This window comes from Corticimicrobacter sp., from assembly GCF_040137905.1.
Classification (GTDB): Bacteria; Pseudomonadota; Gammaproteobacteria; order Burkholderiales; family Burkholderiaceae_B; genus Corticimicrobacter.
This window is the reverse complement of record NZ_JBEFDG010000012.1, coordinates 1-14,920: the sequence shown is the minus strand read 5'-3', so window position 1 is coordinate 14,920 and position 14,920 is coordinate 1. Positions and strand designations below refer to the sequence as shown.

The window sequence follows — 14,920 nt, the reverse complement described above, 5'->3', positions numbered from 1 at the left end:
TATTCGACACGGCTACGACGCTGTGGGATGCGTTGACCCGGATTGCGCGTGTAGGCCGTGCCATGCCGATGTATTACGCGGGCGTGATCGACTTCATTCGCAACGAGCCGAAGTCAGTCAAGACCCAGATGTACACGCCAGGGAACATCGTCACGTCTACGTTTTCGATTGACTACGCCTTTCCGCAGCACGACAGCCCGGATCATGTGATCGTGGAGTTCACCAACGAAGAAACCTGGCAGCCAGATGAAGTGGTGTGTGCGCTGCCGGACAGCCTGAAGATGCGACCTTTCCGGCTGCAACTACCTGGCGTGACGAATCGGGAGCAGGCGTGGCGTGAAGGGATTTCCCTGGCTGCGCAGAATCGTGACCAGCGCCGGTTTGTGTCGTTTCAGACCGAACTTGAGGGCATGATCCCGCGCTACGCGGATCTGGTCGAGATCAGCCACGATGTGCCGAAATGGGGGTTGTCTGGCGTGGTCGAGTCATACGATCCGGATGCTAAAAAACTTGTTATGTCAGAGCCATTGGAGTGGTGGGCGGGAGAGAATCACTACATCAATTTGCGCCGTCGTGACGGTTCGCCTGATGGTCCGTACCGAGTTGTGGCGGGTAGTCATGATCGGGAAATAGTGATTGTAGACAACATCGATGGCTACAGCGTTTATATCTCGAATGGCCAGGGCGAGGATTCCACACAGTATCAGTTTGGCCCTGGCGAACGCCGGGCGTTGCTGGCGCAGGTTGTATCTGCTACCCCGGATGAAGAGGGACGTGTCGCTATCGAGTTCGTGAACTATGCACCTTCGGTTCATTCTGCAGAACATGGCGGCGTGGTGCCACCGCCCACGCCGCCATCGCTGCTGCCGTCGAATCCGAACGCGCCTGTTGTGGACAGCGTGACTGTATATGCAGCCGCAGTGCCTGGCCAGCAGGTCGTGTCTGCCACGCCGGCACGAGGTGCCGACCGCTATGAGTTCCGGGCCAGTGAGGACGCTGGCGCAACCTGGATTGACCTAGGTACGCACTTGTCCTCGACGATCACCAGCACGCTGCAGGCAGGCGTGTGGCGCGTCCAGGCACGAGGAATCGGAACGATGCAGGGGCCGTGGGCAACATGGCAGGGCATTGTGTCTGCCACGATGGTGCCGCCGCCTGCGCTGGCGTCGCTGACAGCCTCGCCGGAAATCATGGCGATTCGCCTGGACTGGGCGCTGCCTGCTGCTCCCTGGATTCGATCTGTGGAGATCTGGTATTCGACGGATGACGATTTTCTGAATGCATCGTTGTTGGGTGAATTTCGGCCCACGCAGCGGTCGCATATGCTGTATGGGTTGGGACACGGTACTGCGCTGTGGTTCTGGGCGCGGATCAGGGATGAAGCGGATCAGGCCGGTCCGTGGTATCCATCTGTAGATTCTGCTGGGGTGCGAGGGCAGTCAAGCACCGACGCGGCAAAGCTGACGGGCTACATCACAGACGAGATCTTGAAATCAGCCCTGGGTGAGCAGATATGGAACGGCATTGAGTCGCTTCCGGAAATGCAGGCCCAGTTGGATGCTCTGTCTGGCGCTGCCCAGCACGACCAGGCGCAGTCCTATCTGTCAGGTGCCGTGGTTTTTGATGATGGCAAGATGTACCGAGCCAGGCAGGATGTGCCTGTTGGCGCACCTCTCACGGATGAAGCGTACTGGCAGTACGTCGGTGATTATGCATCCATCGTGGGGGCCGTGGCTGCGGTGTCGCTGCAGGTACAGGAAAACACGCAACAGATCGAAGACATCGGGGACGTGGTTGCAGCGACCGCGACATCTGCATCAACGATGCAATCCGCTCTGCGCGAGGATGACGGGGAAGGGCGACTGGCTGACGTGCTCAACGAATACGACAGTCGTGCCTGGATCACTGATCTGCGACGCACGCGGGTGACGGCCCAGCAGGCCGAGGCCATTGTGCAGCAACAGATTGGGGCTCAATTGGGTGAGGTCACTGCTCAGGTGCAGGACATCAGTCAGTCTGTCGTGAACATGGAGGGCGTATTCAACGCTACGCGCTCTGTGCGGTTGTCCGTAGATGCCAACGGGACTGTCTACACGGCAGGGTATGGCATTGGCTTGTCGAACGAATCCGGGGTTACGCAGTCGCAGTTTGTTGTGGTGGCGGATCGGTTTGCGGTGATGCATGCGGCAGGTGGGGCACCGCAGGCTGTGTTTACCATCGACCAGGGAACGGCAATTCTGAATAGCGCGATTATTGGAGATGCCAGTATCGGGAGTGCCAAATTTTCAGACTGGCTGGAGTCTGACGCGATAGGTCCGGGGGGGAGGCCTGTGCTGCGGCTGAATTTTCGAACTGGAGAAATTCAGCTTAACCGAGCAACCGCGAGTGGCGGATGGATGCAGATTACAAACCAAGCGGTCAAAGTGTACGACGAGACCGGGCTGTTGCGTGTTCAGCTTGGTGATCTAACTGCTTAGGAGGGCGAATGGCTTACGGACTGTATGTAAAAGATACGATAAACATAACATCTAGATTGCCTCGCTATATTGGGCAGATATCTACGGGCACGTCCTCTGGAAGTTATTTGGTCCCTGATGCGGGATCAGGGGATGTATGGGTATTTGACTCCAGCCCAGGAATTTATTCCTACGGTCTGCCCGTAGTCTATGCTACTGAGAATATGGTTGTATGGGAATTTCCTGATGGCATTCCAGCGTCCGAACGATCGTCTGCAACCCTTGTATATGGTAGATACTGATGTCAGATTTTGGATTTGTAAGCAAAGCCCCTGAAGGCAGGGTGCAGATCGACTCGTTGTACCAAAATCTTGTTTTACGGCAGAGATTGGTTGTAAACATGGTGAGATGGTTTGGTGCTCGTACCCTCCGGTACAATCTTTCTTCACCAGAAAGCTCTAAACAGATTATCGCGTATAGATGTACATCTCGACCGGTTTGTATGTACCGAAATGGGTCGGGTTTTGATTTTTTGTGCTCGCGGGATGATGGGGAAAATAGCGTGCCTCTAGAAATATTTATTTTTGATGTGGCCGTGAGGGAAAGTAGTAATAAGTGGGGTGTGCGTGTGTTTGATAATTCATTTCCTCAAAAATTGGTGTTTGATAGCGGGTATGAATATTTAAAAGTGATATGGGCAAAATCGGACAATCAAATAATCAACGCATCAAGTGTAGATATCCCTATTGACTATGGGGCGGGAAGGGCCCTTGCGGTAGTGCAGGGAACGCTTCCCTACATAGATAATCAAACAGCGATAAAAGTACTCAGTGAATGGGATGTGGCTGGGATGCAGCAATTAATGGGGGCTAAGGTGGCAGGGAATATATTAACTCTAGGTTGGTTTGTTTTTCATTCTGGAATGGGGTTTTGGGGTAATACTAAACCTCCATCATGGCATAGAGAGAGCCACAGGAAGCAGTACCTGCTCGTTGATGTTACCGGCTACTAGCTGAAGCCATTTACAAATGCGCCCGCCATTGAGTGGGCTTTTTTATACCTGGAGAAATTATGGATGCCATCACGCAGATGCTCATGAACAACACTGGACATAGCCTGACGGTCGAGTTGATCAATGGAGTGAATCACACGATTAAGACGGATTTTGACCGGCTGGCTGCAGAGCAGCATCAGGAGGGGCAGTAATGGCCTGGTACCGAACTGGATCAATCAGCGTTACTGCAAACAGCGCGACCGTGACGGGTGCCGGTACGGCCTGGGTTGCGAATGTGCGCGTGGGTGATGGCCTGCAAGGCCCAGACGGGCGTACATACGAGATCACGAACATCGCCAGCAATGCGGCGCTGTCGATTGCGCCCGCATATCGTGGCGCTACAGCAAGTGGGCAGGCGTATTGGATCATCCCCATCCAGGGCCACACCAAGCTGCTGGCAGACCGTGCTGCGGGTCTGATTGGTGACTACGGCACAGCGAAAGATCTGGCAGAAAGCGCTGTGCAGCCAGACGATCTGGGGACTGCCGCGTCCCTTAATGTTCTCGCAGGCCAAACAGGGTTCGGAAATGCGTCTGCCGCTACGCTGATGGTGACCGCTTCTGACGTAACCGCTGGACGAGTCCTGACTACAGGGGGTGGAGGCATCCTGGGCATTTCCCCGACTGTCACAAACGAGAATATGGGGGTGCTTGCCGATATTGTGGGAGGATCTTTCTACTCAGGAAGTACTGTGGGAGGCCCATCGGGTGCCAAATCTGGTTTGATTCCGGCGAGGGCGAGGCGAGGTAATTATACCCACCAGCTATACCAACCCCTTACTGTAGCGTCGGCATCTCTATTCCATCAGTTGATTTATGGCGGCGTAGTGCAGCCGTGGCGTGAGATATTCGATACTGGAAATTGCACAGTAACGGAAAATACGGGCGGCACCTCCGTGCGCTTCCCGAATCGTTTGCAGATATGTTTTGGTAACGCCACTTTTAATTTGGATATGACGCTGGCTGAGGGCTCCATATTTCGCACAGCCGCTGGGCAATCCTTTAACTTCGCTCAAACATTTGCGACCGTCCCTGCCGCTTTTATCACACCTATAACGGATATCAGTACAGAAACTCGAATTTTGTGCCCAGTTATCAACACTAATCTAAACGCAACGGGCACTCGAAGTATGTCAGCCATCAGCCGAGTTCTTTCTAGCGTTCGACTGGGCTACATTGCAATTGGAAAATGGTAATGATTATCACGCTTATCCCTCGCGGCCAGTCTATTGATGAGGCCAACCCGCTGCCCGCGCTGCATCTTGAGCGCAAGGGCGACACGCTCATCATCAACGGCGAATCATTCGATTTCAGCGTTATTCCCACTGGGGCGACTCTCCCGGACGGCCAAGCCGCAACGGGATGCCCCTTTATAGCTGGCGACATCGAGTGCGACGATGCTGGAACGCTGCGTATCTCGCTCGTGCTGCCCCATGCTGAGGGCAATGCAGCTCCGCACGAAGCTCGGTTTCCGCAGCCGATCGTAGACCCCGCAGACGGGCTGGTGCCGTTGCCCGAAACCGTCTGGCCACCGCCACCGCCAGCGCTGGACATGCTCGAACCTGAACAGGAGGTAGCCCATGTCCAAGATTGATTTGTCTGGACTGCGTACGACAGAGCAGAAGGCTGCAGAATCCGCACACGCAGAGCAGCAGCGTATCAACGCAGAGGCCCGCGCATACCTCTCATCGACCGACTGGTACGTCACTCGCAGGCGCGAGACTGGCCAGGATGTCCCACCCGACATTGCGGCGAAGCGTCAAGCGGCGCGAGATCGCGTGATCGACATCAACTGACCGGCCCAGTGCCGGTTTTTTTACGCCCCGTGAGTCGGGGCTTTTTCGTTTTTGGAGGCAGCGATATGCCCCGAAGGGTCATGAAGATGCGAGTTGAGGATGTAGCGATCCAGGCCGCAAACCGCACTACGGAGGCCGGTGCTGTGACTGGCTTTGTTGGCTGGCTGGCGTCTGTGAACTGGATAGGCTGGGCTGGTGTATTGATTGCGTTAGGTGGCTTGCTGGCGAATCTGTACTACCAGCGTCGACGCGATAGGCGAGAGCGGACCGAGCATGAGGCACGTATGCGGGTGATCGAACAAAGGTGTGAATGATGTGTGGACGTCAGCGTTTTGCCACTGTGGTCGTTACTGCTGCCATCGGCATTGCCGTAGTGTTTGTACCATCGCATGAGGGGCGCAATTTGGTTGCATATTTGGATCCTATTGGTATTCCGACAATTTGTGAGGGGTGGACCAGAGGCGTCCAGTTGGGCGATGTGGCCACTGATGCGCAGTGCGATGATTTAACACAGAGGGGTCTACTAGAAGCGGATGCGGTTTTCCAGCGTTGGGTGCCGGAGTCTGTGCGGGCCAATATGCCGGCGTCGGCCTACGCCATGTTCCTGAGCTTCATTTACAACGTGGGGCCTGGTGGGCATGGCGTCAAAGATGGATTTGTCTGGCTCAAGTCAGGTCGGCACAGCTCGATGCTGTTGCAGTTACAGGCGGGAAATATTGTCGATGCGTGTCAGCAGTTGCCGGCGTGGGTCACTGCAGGTGGTCGCAAATTACGCGGGCTGGAGCGTCGCAGGGCGGAGGAGATGCGGATATGTCTATCGGATCTGTCGTGATTCCAACATTGGCTCGATATGGTGTGATTGCGCTGCTGTCTGCTATCGCTGCCTGGAGCGCTCAAGGATGGCGGTATGGGGAGCGTATCGCACGGATTGAGCAGAGGTCTGCGCTGGCCGATGCTGACCGTGCCGTTGCCGTTGCCGATGCAGAACGCCGGATGCGTTTGATGGAAGCCGCATCTTTAAGAAAAATGGAGGAGAAGGATCGTGAAACCACGGAGAAACTGGTGGAAATTGCTGCTGCTGAACACCTTGCTGCTGATGAGCGCGTGCACAAAATTGCCACAGAATACGCTACCCGTTATCGTGTCGCCGCCGGGCGTGCCACCGCTGCCGCAGAGCGCAAAGCAGCAGATGCCGCCATCAGAATGTTTGCCGACATGCTTGGCGAGCTTGACGGCCTGGCGCAAATCTACGCAGCGGAGGCTGACCGCCGACGAGTAGCCGGACTGGCTTGTGAGGCGGTATACGACGACCTTCGGCCTGATCAATCACAAAACCAGCAGCACAATGTTTTGCAGATGATGCACTGAAGGTGGGTGGGGTGTGGCAAATAAAAAATCCGGATTTTCTCTGGTTTTGCTGACGAACGCGGATAGTAGTGTCCGGGGTAGCCATTTTTTTATTTTGTTGAGTTTATAAAGTGGCGGCTCTTATAATTGCCGCGCACAGTTTGTGTGCGGTGAGTGCGTTCAATAAATAAAATCAATCGAAAGCAGTAAGGACATCCGATGAAAAAATACCACTGGGGGATTGCCCTCGTTTCTCTTTCCTTGGCTGGTTGCGTGACCACCGATGATATGAAGGGCATGCTGGATTCCTTGAACAGTTTTGGCCAGACTGCCGGTGCGGATGCCCAGCAGGCAGGCGGGGCTGGAGGCACGGCCAATAGTTTGAAGAACTCGCCGTTGCACAATGTATTGCGTGAGAATCTGTCTTCGGACGGTCGTGCTCCGGAGTGGCCCAAGATCGCGGTGACCAATCTGCAGATCCCGGGCAGCCAGATGACGATGAACCGCAGCCTCAGCCTGAAGGCCAACGAGTGCATCCGTTTTGATGCAGTGCTCTGGCGCGATGCAAAACGGGTCGAGCGATTCAAGGATCTGTCGCTTTGCGCGTCCGATTTGCCCAGGCAGTCCAATGATTTTGTAATTACCTGGAAGAGTTTCCCCATTTCGGGCCGAACCTCGGGACAGGTTCGCACGGATGGCCCGACGCCGCCCTATAACAAGCTCCCGAGCGATCAGGCAATGGAACAGTGGATCCTGAATCAGTTCGGACTTTACTATGTCGGTTCCCTGCTGACCCTGATGGGATATGACCCCAACTTCACGTTGGATGATCGACGTTTCTGGATCCAGAACGTCAAACAGTAATATCCGGCTGCGGACTGTCTCGCAGGCATGAAAAAAGGAGCGACGCAAACCTGCGTAGCTCCTTTTTTATGTGCCGTCAGAGTGGCGGCATATCCGCTCAATACTCCCAGAAAATCCGCTGCAATTCCTTGGTGTCGTTGCCCTTGGTCAGCGCCAGCGCTGTCAGGATGCGGGCTTTCTGTGGGTTCAGGTCGTGTGCCACGACCCAGTCGTACTGGTCGTCAGGCTGTTCGGCGTTGCGCAGCACGAAACCGGCGGGTACGCGTGACGAGCGCACGATGAGCGTGCCGTTTTCACGCAGCTTGTTGAGTTCGGGCACGATGCGGTTGGGAACCGAGCCATTGCCCGTGCCTGCATGCACGATGGCCTTGACGCCCGATGCGCCGAGCGCCTGGACTGCCGTGGGGGCTACGTTGCCATAGCTGTAGGCGATCTCGACGGCTGGCAGTTCGGTGATGTCGTCGATATTGAACTCACTGTCGGTGGTGTGGCGCTTGACCGGGTCGCGGAACCAGTAGTTGCGGCCTTCGACCACCATACCCAGCGGCCCCCATTGGCTCTGGAAGGCATTGGTCTTGATGTTGACCAGTTTGGCGGCATCGCGGGCCGTGTGGATCTCGTCGTTCATCACGATCAGCGCGCCCTTGCCACGTGCATCCTCGCTGGCTGCCACGCTGATGGCATTGAGCAGGTTAAGGGCACCGTCGGCCGAAATGGCCGTGCCGGGGCGCATCGAGCCGACCATCACGATGGGCTTGTCGCTGTCGATCACCAAGTTCAGGAAGAAACCGGTTTCCTCCATGGTGTCGGTGCCGTGGGTGACTACCACGCCCGCGACCTCATCCTGCTTGAGCAATGCCGAAACCCGCTTGGCCAGCTCCAGCAGTTCGGCGTTGGTGAAGCTTTCGGAGGCGATCTGGAACACTTGTTCGCCACTGACGCGGGCGACGTTCTGTACTTCCGGCAGACCGGCCAGCAGCTTGTCCACAGGGACCTTGGCGGCGGTGTACGAGGCACTGTTCATGGCCGATGCACCTGCGCCGGCAATGGTGCCGCCAGTGGCGAGCACGACGATATGGGGTTTTTGCGTCTGCGCGGCGGCCTGTGCAGTGGCCGGTGCCGGGCTGCGTGCCTGCGCAGTCATGGCGGTCATGGCGGTCAGGGTCAGTGCCATGCTGCAGAGCAGGGTGGATAACAGTCTTTTCATGTGAGAGGTCCTGTCCAGGGGGAATGGGACACTCAAGATACAAGACCGTTCGGATAGCGACCATCGGGGTCTATCCTGTTGGGATTAACCCCGATAGTCATAATTTATCGACTATATGCGCTATCTGTGGGGAGCGTGTCCGATCGTGCGCATGGCTGCGTGTCAGGGAGTATCAGGCCCCCGCCCAGTCGATGGGTGCGTGCCCCTGTTGTCGCAGCCACGCATTGGCCTGGGCAAAATGGGCGCAGCCCAGAAAGGGCTGGGGCGGACGCCGGGCCGACAGCGGTGACGGATGGTTGGCCGTCAGAACCAGATGTCCCGCTCCCTCTGGCAGCAGCGCCTGCTTGGCCTGGGCATGCGCGCCCCACAGCAGGAAGGCCTTGGGGCCGGTACGGGCCACACTGTGGATGATTGCGTCGGTAAAGGCTTCCCAGCCTTGCCGGGCATGGGAGGCCGGCTGGCCGTCTTCGACAGTCAGTACAGTATTGAGCAGCAGCACACCCTGTCGTGCCCAGCGCGTCAGATCGTTGTCGTAGCCGGCGCTGCGGGTTTTGGCATCGACGGCGTGGGCGGGCTCCTGCAAGAGTGGCGGCTGGATGGTGCCCGAGCCGCCTGCAGTGGCAGGCAAACCGGCGATTTCCAGGAAAATATTGCGCAGACTGGGGGGGCGCTTGAAGCCGGTTGGCACCGAAAATGCCAGTCCTTGTGCCTGGCCCGGCCCATGGTAAGGATCCTGTCCGAGGATGATGACCCGGACGGTGTCAGGGGCCGTCAGGTGCAGCGCACGGAATGGCTCGGGTGGATAGATGGTGGCACCGGCCTGGCGTCGCTGTTCGATGTAGCGGTCCAGGGTGACAAACGAGGGGGCTGCCAGAGCATCCTGCAGGCGTGTGTGCCAGGCGGAGGGCAGGTGCCGTGCGTGTGCGTGAATCGGTTCCTGGAGCTGCGTGTGCGTCATGCAAATGCCTGGCTTGGGAATGCGTCCGCACACATAGGCTGGACGCGATGTGAGGGAAGGGCGAAAGGGGGCATGTGGCGAGTGAGGCTCAACGCTGGTCCAGTGTGGCCCCGCCATCGACGCGCAGGTCGTGCAGCGTAATGTGTCCGGCCCGCTTCGACAGCAGGAACAGGATGGCATCGGCAATATCGTCGGGCGTGGCGATCTTGCCCAGCGGGATGCCGAGCCTGAACTGGGCGGCATCACCCTGCAGCACGGTGTCGAGCGATGATCCCTGACGCCACATGGCACGTTGCATCTCGGTGTCGGTCGAGCCTGGGCTGACAACATTGACACGGATGCCATGTGGGGCCAGTTCCAGGGCCAGGCAGGCACTCATCTGCGTGACAGCGGCCTTGGAGGCGGCATAGGCTCCCATGCCGGCGCGCGGTGTGCCGGCCGCGTTCGAACTGACATTGACGATGGCACCCCGGCCCTGTTCGATCATGCTGCGCGCCACGCGGCGGCAGACATTGAATACCCCGGTCGTGTTCACATTGAATACCCGCAGCCATTGCGCATCAGTCAGATCGACGATGCGGCCCATTTGCAGCACGCCGGCCACGCAGGACAGGTATTGCACCGGGCCATGCTGCTGCTCGGCGGCGGCAATGGCGGTCTCGACGGCGGCAGCATCGCCGACATCGACCGACTGCAGGCACAGGGCATCCGGTTCGCCGATGCCATCGGCGTCCCAGGCCAGCCCGGCCAGCGTGGAGGTATCCAGGTCCAGGGCACTGACCCGGGCACCCAGCGCCAGCAATCGCAGGCTCAGTGCCCGGCCGATGCCGCTGGCCGCACCTGTGACCAGGACGTGGCGACCGGAAAACTCCGCATCGGGATGGGGTGTGAGCTGCATGATGATGGATTACTTGAGTGCGGCGGTAATGACGATCTCGACCTTGATGTCGGCATTGGCCAGGCGCGCCTCGATGGTGGCGCGCGGCGGGGCATTGCCGTCGGCGACCCAGGCATCCCAGGCCTTGTTCATGCCGGGGAACTCCTGCATGTTGGCGACGAAGATCTGTGCCATCAGGATGCGTGACTTGTCGGTACCGGCCTCGGCCAGCAGGCGGTCGATGATCTGCAGGACTTCGGCAGTCTGGCCGGTGATGTCCTGATCGGTGTTCTCGGGGATCTGGCCGGCCAGATAGGCCACGCCGTTGTAGACCGCCATGTCGGAGAGGCGCTTTTCGACGTTGAAACGCTTGATGTCGCTCATGAGAGGATTCCCTTGTGTGTTGTGGATGCCGAGAGTATCGCATGCAATAGCACATCGGCTCCTGCTGCAGCCCAATGCGGATGGATCTTTTCCGAAGGGTTGTGACTGATGCCCTCGACACACGGAATGAAGATCATGGCAGTCGGTGCAATCCTGCCGAGATGACAGGCATCATGTCCGGCACCTGAAATCATGTCCGCGGCATGGAGCCCCAGATGTTGTGCTGCTTGACGGATATTCGCGATGCATTGCGTGTCGAAGACCACCGGCGGATAGTCGAAGACTCGGCGTAGCGTGTAGTCCAACCCCAGTGGCTGGGCAATGGCGGGCAGCAGCTCAGCCAGTGCCTGTTCCTGCTGCTGCAGCATCTGCTCATCGGGATGTCGAAACTCGACCGAGAAAAACACCTTGCCGGGGACGACGTTGCGTGAGTTTGGCGAAACTTGCACCATGCCAATGGTGGCGCGTCCGTGCTCGCCTGCATCAAGGCCGATGCCGTGAATGGCGTGCGCCATTTGCGCGAATCCCGTCACGGCGTCGCGACGCAGGTGCATCGGGGTTGTGCCTGCATGTGCGCTGCGGCCGATCAATTCGATTTCAAACCAGCGCTGGCCCTGGGCACCCGTAACGATTCCGATGTCCTGGTGGCCTGCCTCGAGGATCGGTCCCTGTTCTATATGCAGTTCAAATGCGGCATGAATGGGAAATGCTTCTGCGGGTGACGAGCCAGCATAGCCGATGCTGTGCAATGCCTGCGCTACGCTGATGCCATTGGTATCCGTGCGCGACAGTCCGAAATCCAGGTCGAATGTGCCGCTGAATACGCCCGAGGCCAGCATGGCTGGGGCAAAGCGCGCGCCCTCTTCATTGGTCCAGTTGACGATTTCGATGGGGTGTTCGGTGCGAATGCCATGGTCATCCAGCGTACGCAATACTTCCAAGCCTGCCAGGACGCCGTACACGCCATCGTAGCGGCCACCCGTAGGCTGGGAGTCCAGGTGTGAACCCGTCAGCACGGGCGGCAGATTCTCGATGCTGCCGGGGCGGCGTATAAACTGGTTGCCCATGGCATCGACGCGGATGGTGTAGTGACTCTGGCGTGCCCAGGTTTCGAGCAGTTGCCTGGCCTGGCGGTCTTCTTCCGATAGCGCCAGGCGACAGACACCGCCATCGGGCGTGGCACCGATGCGTGCCATGGTTTCCAGGGTTTCCCAGAGACGGTCGTGACGGGTGCGAAGAGGCGGTTTCATGTGGGATCTTCCTTCTTGCGGTAGCGGAAATCGCAGTGTGAGGCACCTTCCATCACGGTTTGGGTGCGAGTCATCTCGATGTCGGGTGCATAGCCCTGGATGAACAGCGCATCACGGTGACAGGACAGAAGGTGGCCGATTTCGCCCAGCCCCATGGCTCGATACATTTCCGCGTAGCGGCAGCGCGTGACATCGTAGTCGTAGTGCGCATCGTCACTGCGATGGACTGTGGTTGTCAGGGCATCGTCCTTTTCCCAGAGTACCTGCAGCGCCACGAAGCTGCGTACATCAGGTTTGCCTGGTTCACGAACAGCGAACTCGCGGCCGGCCGCAATGGCAGCCTGGCCCACGGCCTCTCGGATAATGTCCGCGGCGCGAGCCTGACCCAGGTCGCGCACCAGAATGTCGTAGATGGGCTTGATGATTTCGGCCTCGATGCGGCGGCGCTCGAGAATGCCGATGTCGTGCTGGATAGTCTTCATGTGTGGATTGTCCGGCTCCAGCGATGTGTCTTGCTGGAACCGGCTGATCAAGTGGGTGTTACTGCTGGGTGCTGATGACCGAAACGGGCTTCCAGGTATTGTCGCGCACTTGGTAGATCGTGAAATACGGCTGCTTCAGGTTGCCTTCCGCATCGAATGCAATGGTGCCCGTGACGCCCTGGTATTCAATGGCCTGCAATACCGGCAGGTATTTTGCCGGATCGGCTGAGCCTGCTTGCCGGAATGCCTCAACCAGGACACCGACACCGTCATACGCAAAGGGGGCATGCAGTTCGATATGCGTATTGAAAGCGTCTTTGTAGGCCTGTTCGAACTCCTTGCCCCCGGGCATCTGTTCGACCGGTAGGCCGGGCTCCAGTGCGACCACGCCTTCCCCTTCCTTCTGGGCCAGTTCCAGGAATGTCTGGCTGACGAACCCACCTGCGCCTACCAGGGTGGCCTTGAGTCCGAGTTGCTTGATGCGGCGTGCCAGCGGTGCCGCTTGCGCATCGACACCCCCAAAGAAAATGACGTCCGGGTTCTTGGCACGGATGGCAGTCAATACTGCACTGAAGTCGACGGTTTTGTCATCGACATATTCTCTCGCCACAATCTCTCCACCGCCTTCGGTGATGGTGCTGGCGAACTGATCTGCCAGTCCTTGGCCGAATGCAGTCCGGTCATCGATGACGGCAATCTTTTTTGCCTGGAGCGTATCCAGTACATAGCGTCCGGCCAGTTGACCGCCGTCATCATCATGGCCCATGACGCGAAAGCTGGTTTTCAACCCTTGTTGGGTGTAGGCATGCCCGGTGGCGACGGGAGCGACCTGGGCAATGCCTGCGCTATGGTAGACACGGGCGGCCGGGATGCTGGTGCCGGTATTCCAGTGGCCGACGACGCCTGCAACCTGCTGATCCACCAGACGTTGGGCGACGGCGACAGCTGTACGTGGATCTGACTGATCATCTTCGGATACCAGCTTGAAGACGACCGTTTCGCCGTCGAGCTGGATCTGTGCGGCATTGGCTTTGTCGATGGCAAGTTTTGCACCATTTTCAAGATCCTTGCCTATGCGGGCGGCAGGGCCTGTCAATGGACCGGCGAGCCCGATAAGCACGGTGCGTTCGGCAAAGGCAGGGGTTGCCCCGAGACTGGACAGCACAGCGCTGATCAGCAAGGTGTGTTTGAGTGAGAAGCAGTTTTTCATGTGAGATCCTTGAAAAAATTGTGAGGTATGTCACTCACCCAGGTAGGTGGCGCGTACCAGGTCGTGCTGCAAAAGCGTGGAGGAGGAGCCGGACAGGTTGATTTCCCCGCTGTCCATGACATAGGCGCGTTCGGTGGCCTCCAGGGCCAGTTGCGCATTCTGTTCGACGAGCAGCAGGGTCATGTCGTTGCGACAAAGCTCGCCGATAATGCGGAAAATCGTGTCCACCATGATGGGTGACAGTCCCATCGATGGCTCGTCCAGCAGTAACAGCCGAGGTCGCGAGAGCAGGGCACGGGCCAGGGCCAGCATTTGTTGCTCACCGCCCGACAGCAGTCCGGCGGTTTGCGACAGCCGTTCGCGCAGACGGGGAAAGAAGGAAAACAGGCCTTCGATTTCGTCGGCTACCCGGTGCTTGTCGGGACGCAGATAGGCACCTGCCTTCAGATTGTCGAGTACCGACATGCGCGCAAAAATTCCTCGTCCCTCGGGCACCATCGCGATGCCTTGCCGCAAGCGCTCGTGCGCAGGCAAGGCCAGGATGGAACGGCCGGCATAGCGGATATCCCCGCCGGCGACCGGCACCAGGCCCGTGATGGCTTTCAGGGTGGATGTCTTGCCGGCTCCATTGGCCCCGATCAGCGTGACATGCTCGCCTTCATGAATATGCAGATCGATGGCACGCACGGCCCGGATCCCGCGATAATGCACATCCAGTCCTTGGATGCTGAGCAGGGCATCAGGCATGGTCGCGAGCTCCCAGGTAGGCAGAAATGACGTCTGGATGATGGCGAATGGTTGCGGGAGAACCGCAGACCAGCATGCGGCCATAATCCAATACACTGATCTGGTCGCAGAGCGACATGACGAGTTTGACGTCGTGCTCGATGAGCAGGATGGTATGGCCGTCGTCTCGAATGCGACGCAGGAGCATGCCCAGTGCTATTTTCTCTGCGGCGTTCATGCCGGCGGCAGGTTCGTCCAGCGCCAGCAGGCGAGGTTCGGTGGCCAGTGCCCGTGCGATTTCCAGCCTGCG

At 58.2% G+C, this 14,920-nt stretch carries 19 protein-coding genes; 10 read left to right on the top strand and 9 right to left on the bottom strand.

The window, feature by feature from the left end; genetic code table 11:
- From ABN482_RS01590 to ABN482_RS01545, 10 genes are all read left to right on the top strand, one after another.
- A partial coding sequence (locus tag ABN482_RS01590; RefSeq protein ID WP_349502344.1) for a host specificity factor TipJ family phage tail protein occupies positions 1–2,477 on the top strand: 2,477 nt, incomplete at its 5' end.
- Between the two features lie 541 nt (positions 2,478–3,018).
- Complete coding sequence (locus ABN482_RS01585) at positions 3,019–3,468, top strand: hypothetical protein (protein ID WP_349502343.1); 450 nt, start codon at positions 3,019–3,021, stop codon at positions 3,466–3,468.
- A gap of 59 nt (positions 3,469–3,527) precedes the next feature.
- Positions 3,528–3,662 (top strand): hypothetical protein, encoded by a 135-nt coding sequence (locus ABN482_RS01580; RefSeq protein WP_349502342.1) that lies wholly within the window; start codon positions 3,528–3,530, stop codon positions 3,660–3,662.
- Positions 3,662–4,705: a hypothetical protein gene (locus ABN482_RS01575; RefSeq protein WP_349502341.1), complete on the top strand. Its 1,044-nt coding sequence runs from the start codon at positions 3,662–3,664 to the stop codon at positions 4,703–4,705. Before ABN482_RS01580 ends, ABN482_RS01575 begins: the two co-directional genes overlap by 1 nt.
- On the top strand, positions 4,705–5,103 hold the full coding sequence (locus ABN482_RS01570) for a hypothetical protein (protein ID WP_349502340.1): 399 nt from the start codon (positions 4,705–4,707) through the stop codon (positions 5,101–5,103). The genes ABN482_RS01575 and ABN482_RS01570 overlap by 1 nt, the downstream gene beginning before the upstream one ends.
- Positions 5,090–5,305, top strand: a complete 216-nt coding sequence (locus ABN482_RS01565) for a hypothetical protein (protein ID WP_349502339.1) — start codon at positions 5,090–5,092, stop codon at positions 5,303–5,305. The genes ABN482_RS01570 and ABN482_RS01565 overlap by 14 nt, the downstream gene beginning before the upstream one ends.
- 65 nt (positions 5,306–5,370) lie before the next feature.
- Positions 5,371–5,619: a holin gene (locus ABN482_RS01560; RefSeq protein WP_349502338.1), complete on the top strand. Its 249-nt coding sequence runs from the start codon at positions 5,371–5,373 to the stop codon at positions 5,617–5,619.
- On the top strand, positions 5,616–6,137 hold the full coding sequence (locus tag ABN482_RS01555) for a lysozyme (protein ID WP_349502337.1): 522 nt from the start codon (positions 5,616–5,618) through the stop codon (positions 6,135–6,137). Before ABN482_RS01560 ends, ABN482_RS01555 begins: the two co-directional genes overlap by 4 nt.
- Positions 6,116–6,673, top strand: coding sequence for a DUF2514 family protein (locus ABN482_RS01550; protein WP_349502336.1), 558 nt, complete (start codon positions 6,116–6,118; stop codon positions 6,671–6,673). The genes ABN482_RS01555 and ABN482_RS01550 overlap by 22 nt, the downstream gene beginning before the upstream one ends.
- A gap of 198 nt (positions 6,674–6,871) precedes the next feature.
- Positions 6,872–7,516, top strand: a complete 645-nt coding sequence (locus ABN482_RS01545) for a hypothetical protein (protein WP_349502335.1) — start codon at positions 6,872–6,874, stop codon at positions 7,514–7,516.
- A 97-nt stretch (positions 7,517–7,613) separates the two neighbouring features.
- Here ABN482_RS01545 and ABN482_RS01540 read toward each other — a convergent pair whose 3' ends face one another.
- The 9 genes from ABN482_RS01540 to ABN482_RS01500 all read right to left on the bottom strand — a co-directional run.
- Positions 7,614–8,660: an asparaginase gene (locus ABN482_RS01540; RefSeq protein ID WP_349502345.1), complete on the bottom strand. Its 1,047-nt coding sequence runs from the start codon at positions 8,658–8,660 to the stop codon at positions 7,614–7,616.
- Positions 8,661–8,895: 235 nt separating this feature from the next.
- Positions 8,896–9,681, bottom strand: coding sequence for a uracil-DNA glycosylase (locus ABN482_RS01535; RefSeq protein WP_349502334.1), 786 nt, complete (start codon positions 9,679–9,681; stop codon positions 8,896–8,898).
- Positions 9,682–9,769: 88 nt separating this feature from the next.
- The gene (locus ABN482_RS01530) at positions 9,770–10,579 is read right to left on the bottom strand and encodes a 2,3-dihydro-2,3-dihydroxybenzoate dehydrogenase (RefSeq protein ID WP_349502333.1); all 810 of its coding nucleotides are present in this window, start codon (positions 10,577–10,579) and stop codon (positions 9,770–9,772) included.
- A 9-nt stretch (positions 10,580–10,588) separates the two neighbouring features.
- The gene (locus tag ABN482_RS01525; RefSeq protein WP_109061052.1) at positions 10,589–10,942 is read right to left on the bottom strand and encodes a RidA family protein; all 354 of its coding nucleotides are present in this window, start codon (positions 10,940–10,942) and stop codon (positions 10,589–10,591) included.
- Positions 10,939–12,192, bottom strand: coding sequence for a M20 family metallo-hydrolase (locus tag ABN482_RS01520; protein WP_349502332.1), 1,254 nt, complete (start codon positions 12,190–12,192; stop codon positions 10,939–10,941). Before ABN482_RS01520 ends, ABN482_RS01525 begins: the two co-directional genes overlap by 4 nt.
- Positions 12,189–12,674 carry an L-2-amino-thiazoline-4-carboxylic acid hydrolase gene (locus ABN482_RS01515; protein WP_349502331.1) on the bottom strand — a complete coding sequence of 162 codons (486 nt, stop codon included), beginning with the start codon at positions 12,672–12,674 and terminating at the stop codon, positions 12,189–12,191. Before ABN482_RS01515 ends, ABN482_RS01520 begins: the two co-directional genes overlap by 4 nt.
- Before the next feature lie 58 nt (positions 12,675–12,732).
- Positions 12,733–13,884 carry a branched-chain amino acid ABC transporter substrate-binding protein gene (locus ABN482_RS01510; RefSeq protein ID WP_349502330.1) on the bottom strand — a complete coding sequence of 384 codons (1,152 nt, stop codon included), beginning with the start codon at positions 13,882–13,884 and terminating at the stop codon, positions 12,733–12,735.
- A 30-nt stretch (positions 13,885–13,914) separates the two neighbouring features.
- A complete protein-coding gene (locus tag ABN482_RS01505) occupies positions 13,915–14,631 on the bottom strand; it encodes an ABC transporter ATP-binding protein (protein ID WP_349502329.1) in 717 nt (238 codons plus the stop codon).
- Positions 14,624–14,920, bottom strand: a 297-nt coding sequence (locus tag ABN482_RS01500) for an ABC transporter ATP-binding protein C-terminal domain-containing protein (protein ID WP_502877214.1), incomplete at its 5' end; no start/stop codon positions are given. The genes ABN482_RS01500 and ABN482_RS01505, both read right to left, overlap by 8 nt.

Bases quoted from the DNA above. Each gene is read 5' to 3' on its own strand.
- ABN482_RS01580 (WP_349502342.1), top strand. From the start codon at position 3,528: ATGGATGCCATCACGCAGATGCTCATGAACAACACTGGACATAGCCTG.
- ABN482_RS01575 (WP_349502341.1), top strand. From the start codon at position 3,662: ATGGCCTGGTACCGAACTGGATCAATCAGCGTTACTGCAAACAGCGCG.
- ABN482_RS01570 (WP_349502340.1), top strand. From the start codon at position 4,705: ATGATTATCACGCTTATCCCTCGCGGCCAGTCTATTGATGAGGCCAAC.
- ABN482_RS01565 (WP_349502339.1), top strand. From the start codon at position 5,090: ATGTCCAAGATTGATTTGTCTGGACTGCGTACGACAGAGCAGAAGGCT.
- ABN482_RS01560 (WP_349502338.1), top strand. From the start codon at position 5,371: ATGCCCCGAAGGGTCATGAAGATGCGAGTTGAGGATGTAGCGATCCAG.
- ABN482_RS01555 (WP_349502337.1), top strand. From the start codon at position 5,616: ATGATGTGTGGACGTCAGCGTTTTGCCACTGTGGTCGTTACTGCTGCC.
- ABN482_RS01550 (WP_349502336.1), top strand. From the start codon at position 6,116: ATGTCTATCGGATCTGTCGTGATTCCAACATTGGCTCGATATGGTGTG.
- ABN482_RS01545 (WP_349502335.1), top strand. From the start codon at position 6,872: ATGAAAAAATACCACTGGGGGATTGCCCTCGTTTCTCTTTCCTTGGCT.
- ABN482_RS01540 (WP_349502345.1), bottom strand. From the start codon at position 8,660: ATGACTGCGCAGGCACGCAGCCCGGCACCGGCCACTGCACAGGCCGCC.
- ABN482_RS01535 (WP_349502334.1), bottom strand. From the start codon at position 9,681: ATGACGCACACGCAGCTCCAGGAACCGATTCACGCACACGCACGGCAC.
- ABN482_RS01530 (WP_349502333.1), bottom strand. From the start codon at position 10,579: ATGCAGCTCACACCCCATCCCGATGCGGAGTTTTCCGGTCGCCACGTC.
- ABN482_RS01525 (WP_109061052.1), bottom strand. From the start codon at position 10,942: ATGAGCGACATCAAGCGTTTCAACGTCGAAAAGCGCCTCTCCGACATG.
- ABN482_RS01520 (WP_349502332.1), bottom strand. From the start codon at position 12,192: ATGAAACCGCCTCTTCGCACCCGTCACGACCGTCTCTGGGAAACCCTG.
- ABN482_RS01515 (WP_349502331.1), bottom strand. From the start codon at position 12,674: ATGAAGACTATCCAGCACGACATCGGCATTCTCGAGCGCCGCCGCATC.
- ABN482_RS01510 (WP_349502330.1), bottom strand. From the start codon at position 13,884: ATGAAAAACTGCTTCTCACTCAAACACACCTTGCTGATCAGCGCTGTG.
- ABN482_RS01505 (WP_349502329.1), bottom strand. From the start codon at position 14,631: ATGCCTGATGCCCTGCTCAGCATCCAAGGACTGGATGTGCATTATCGC.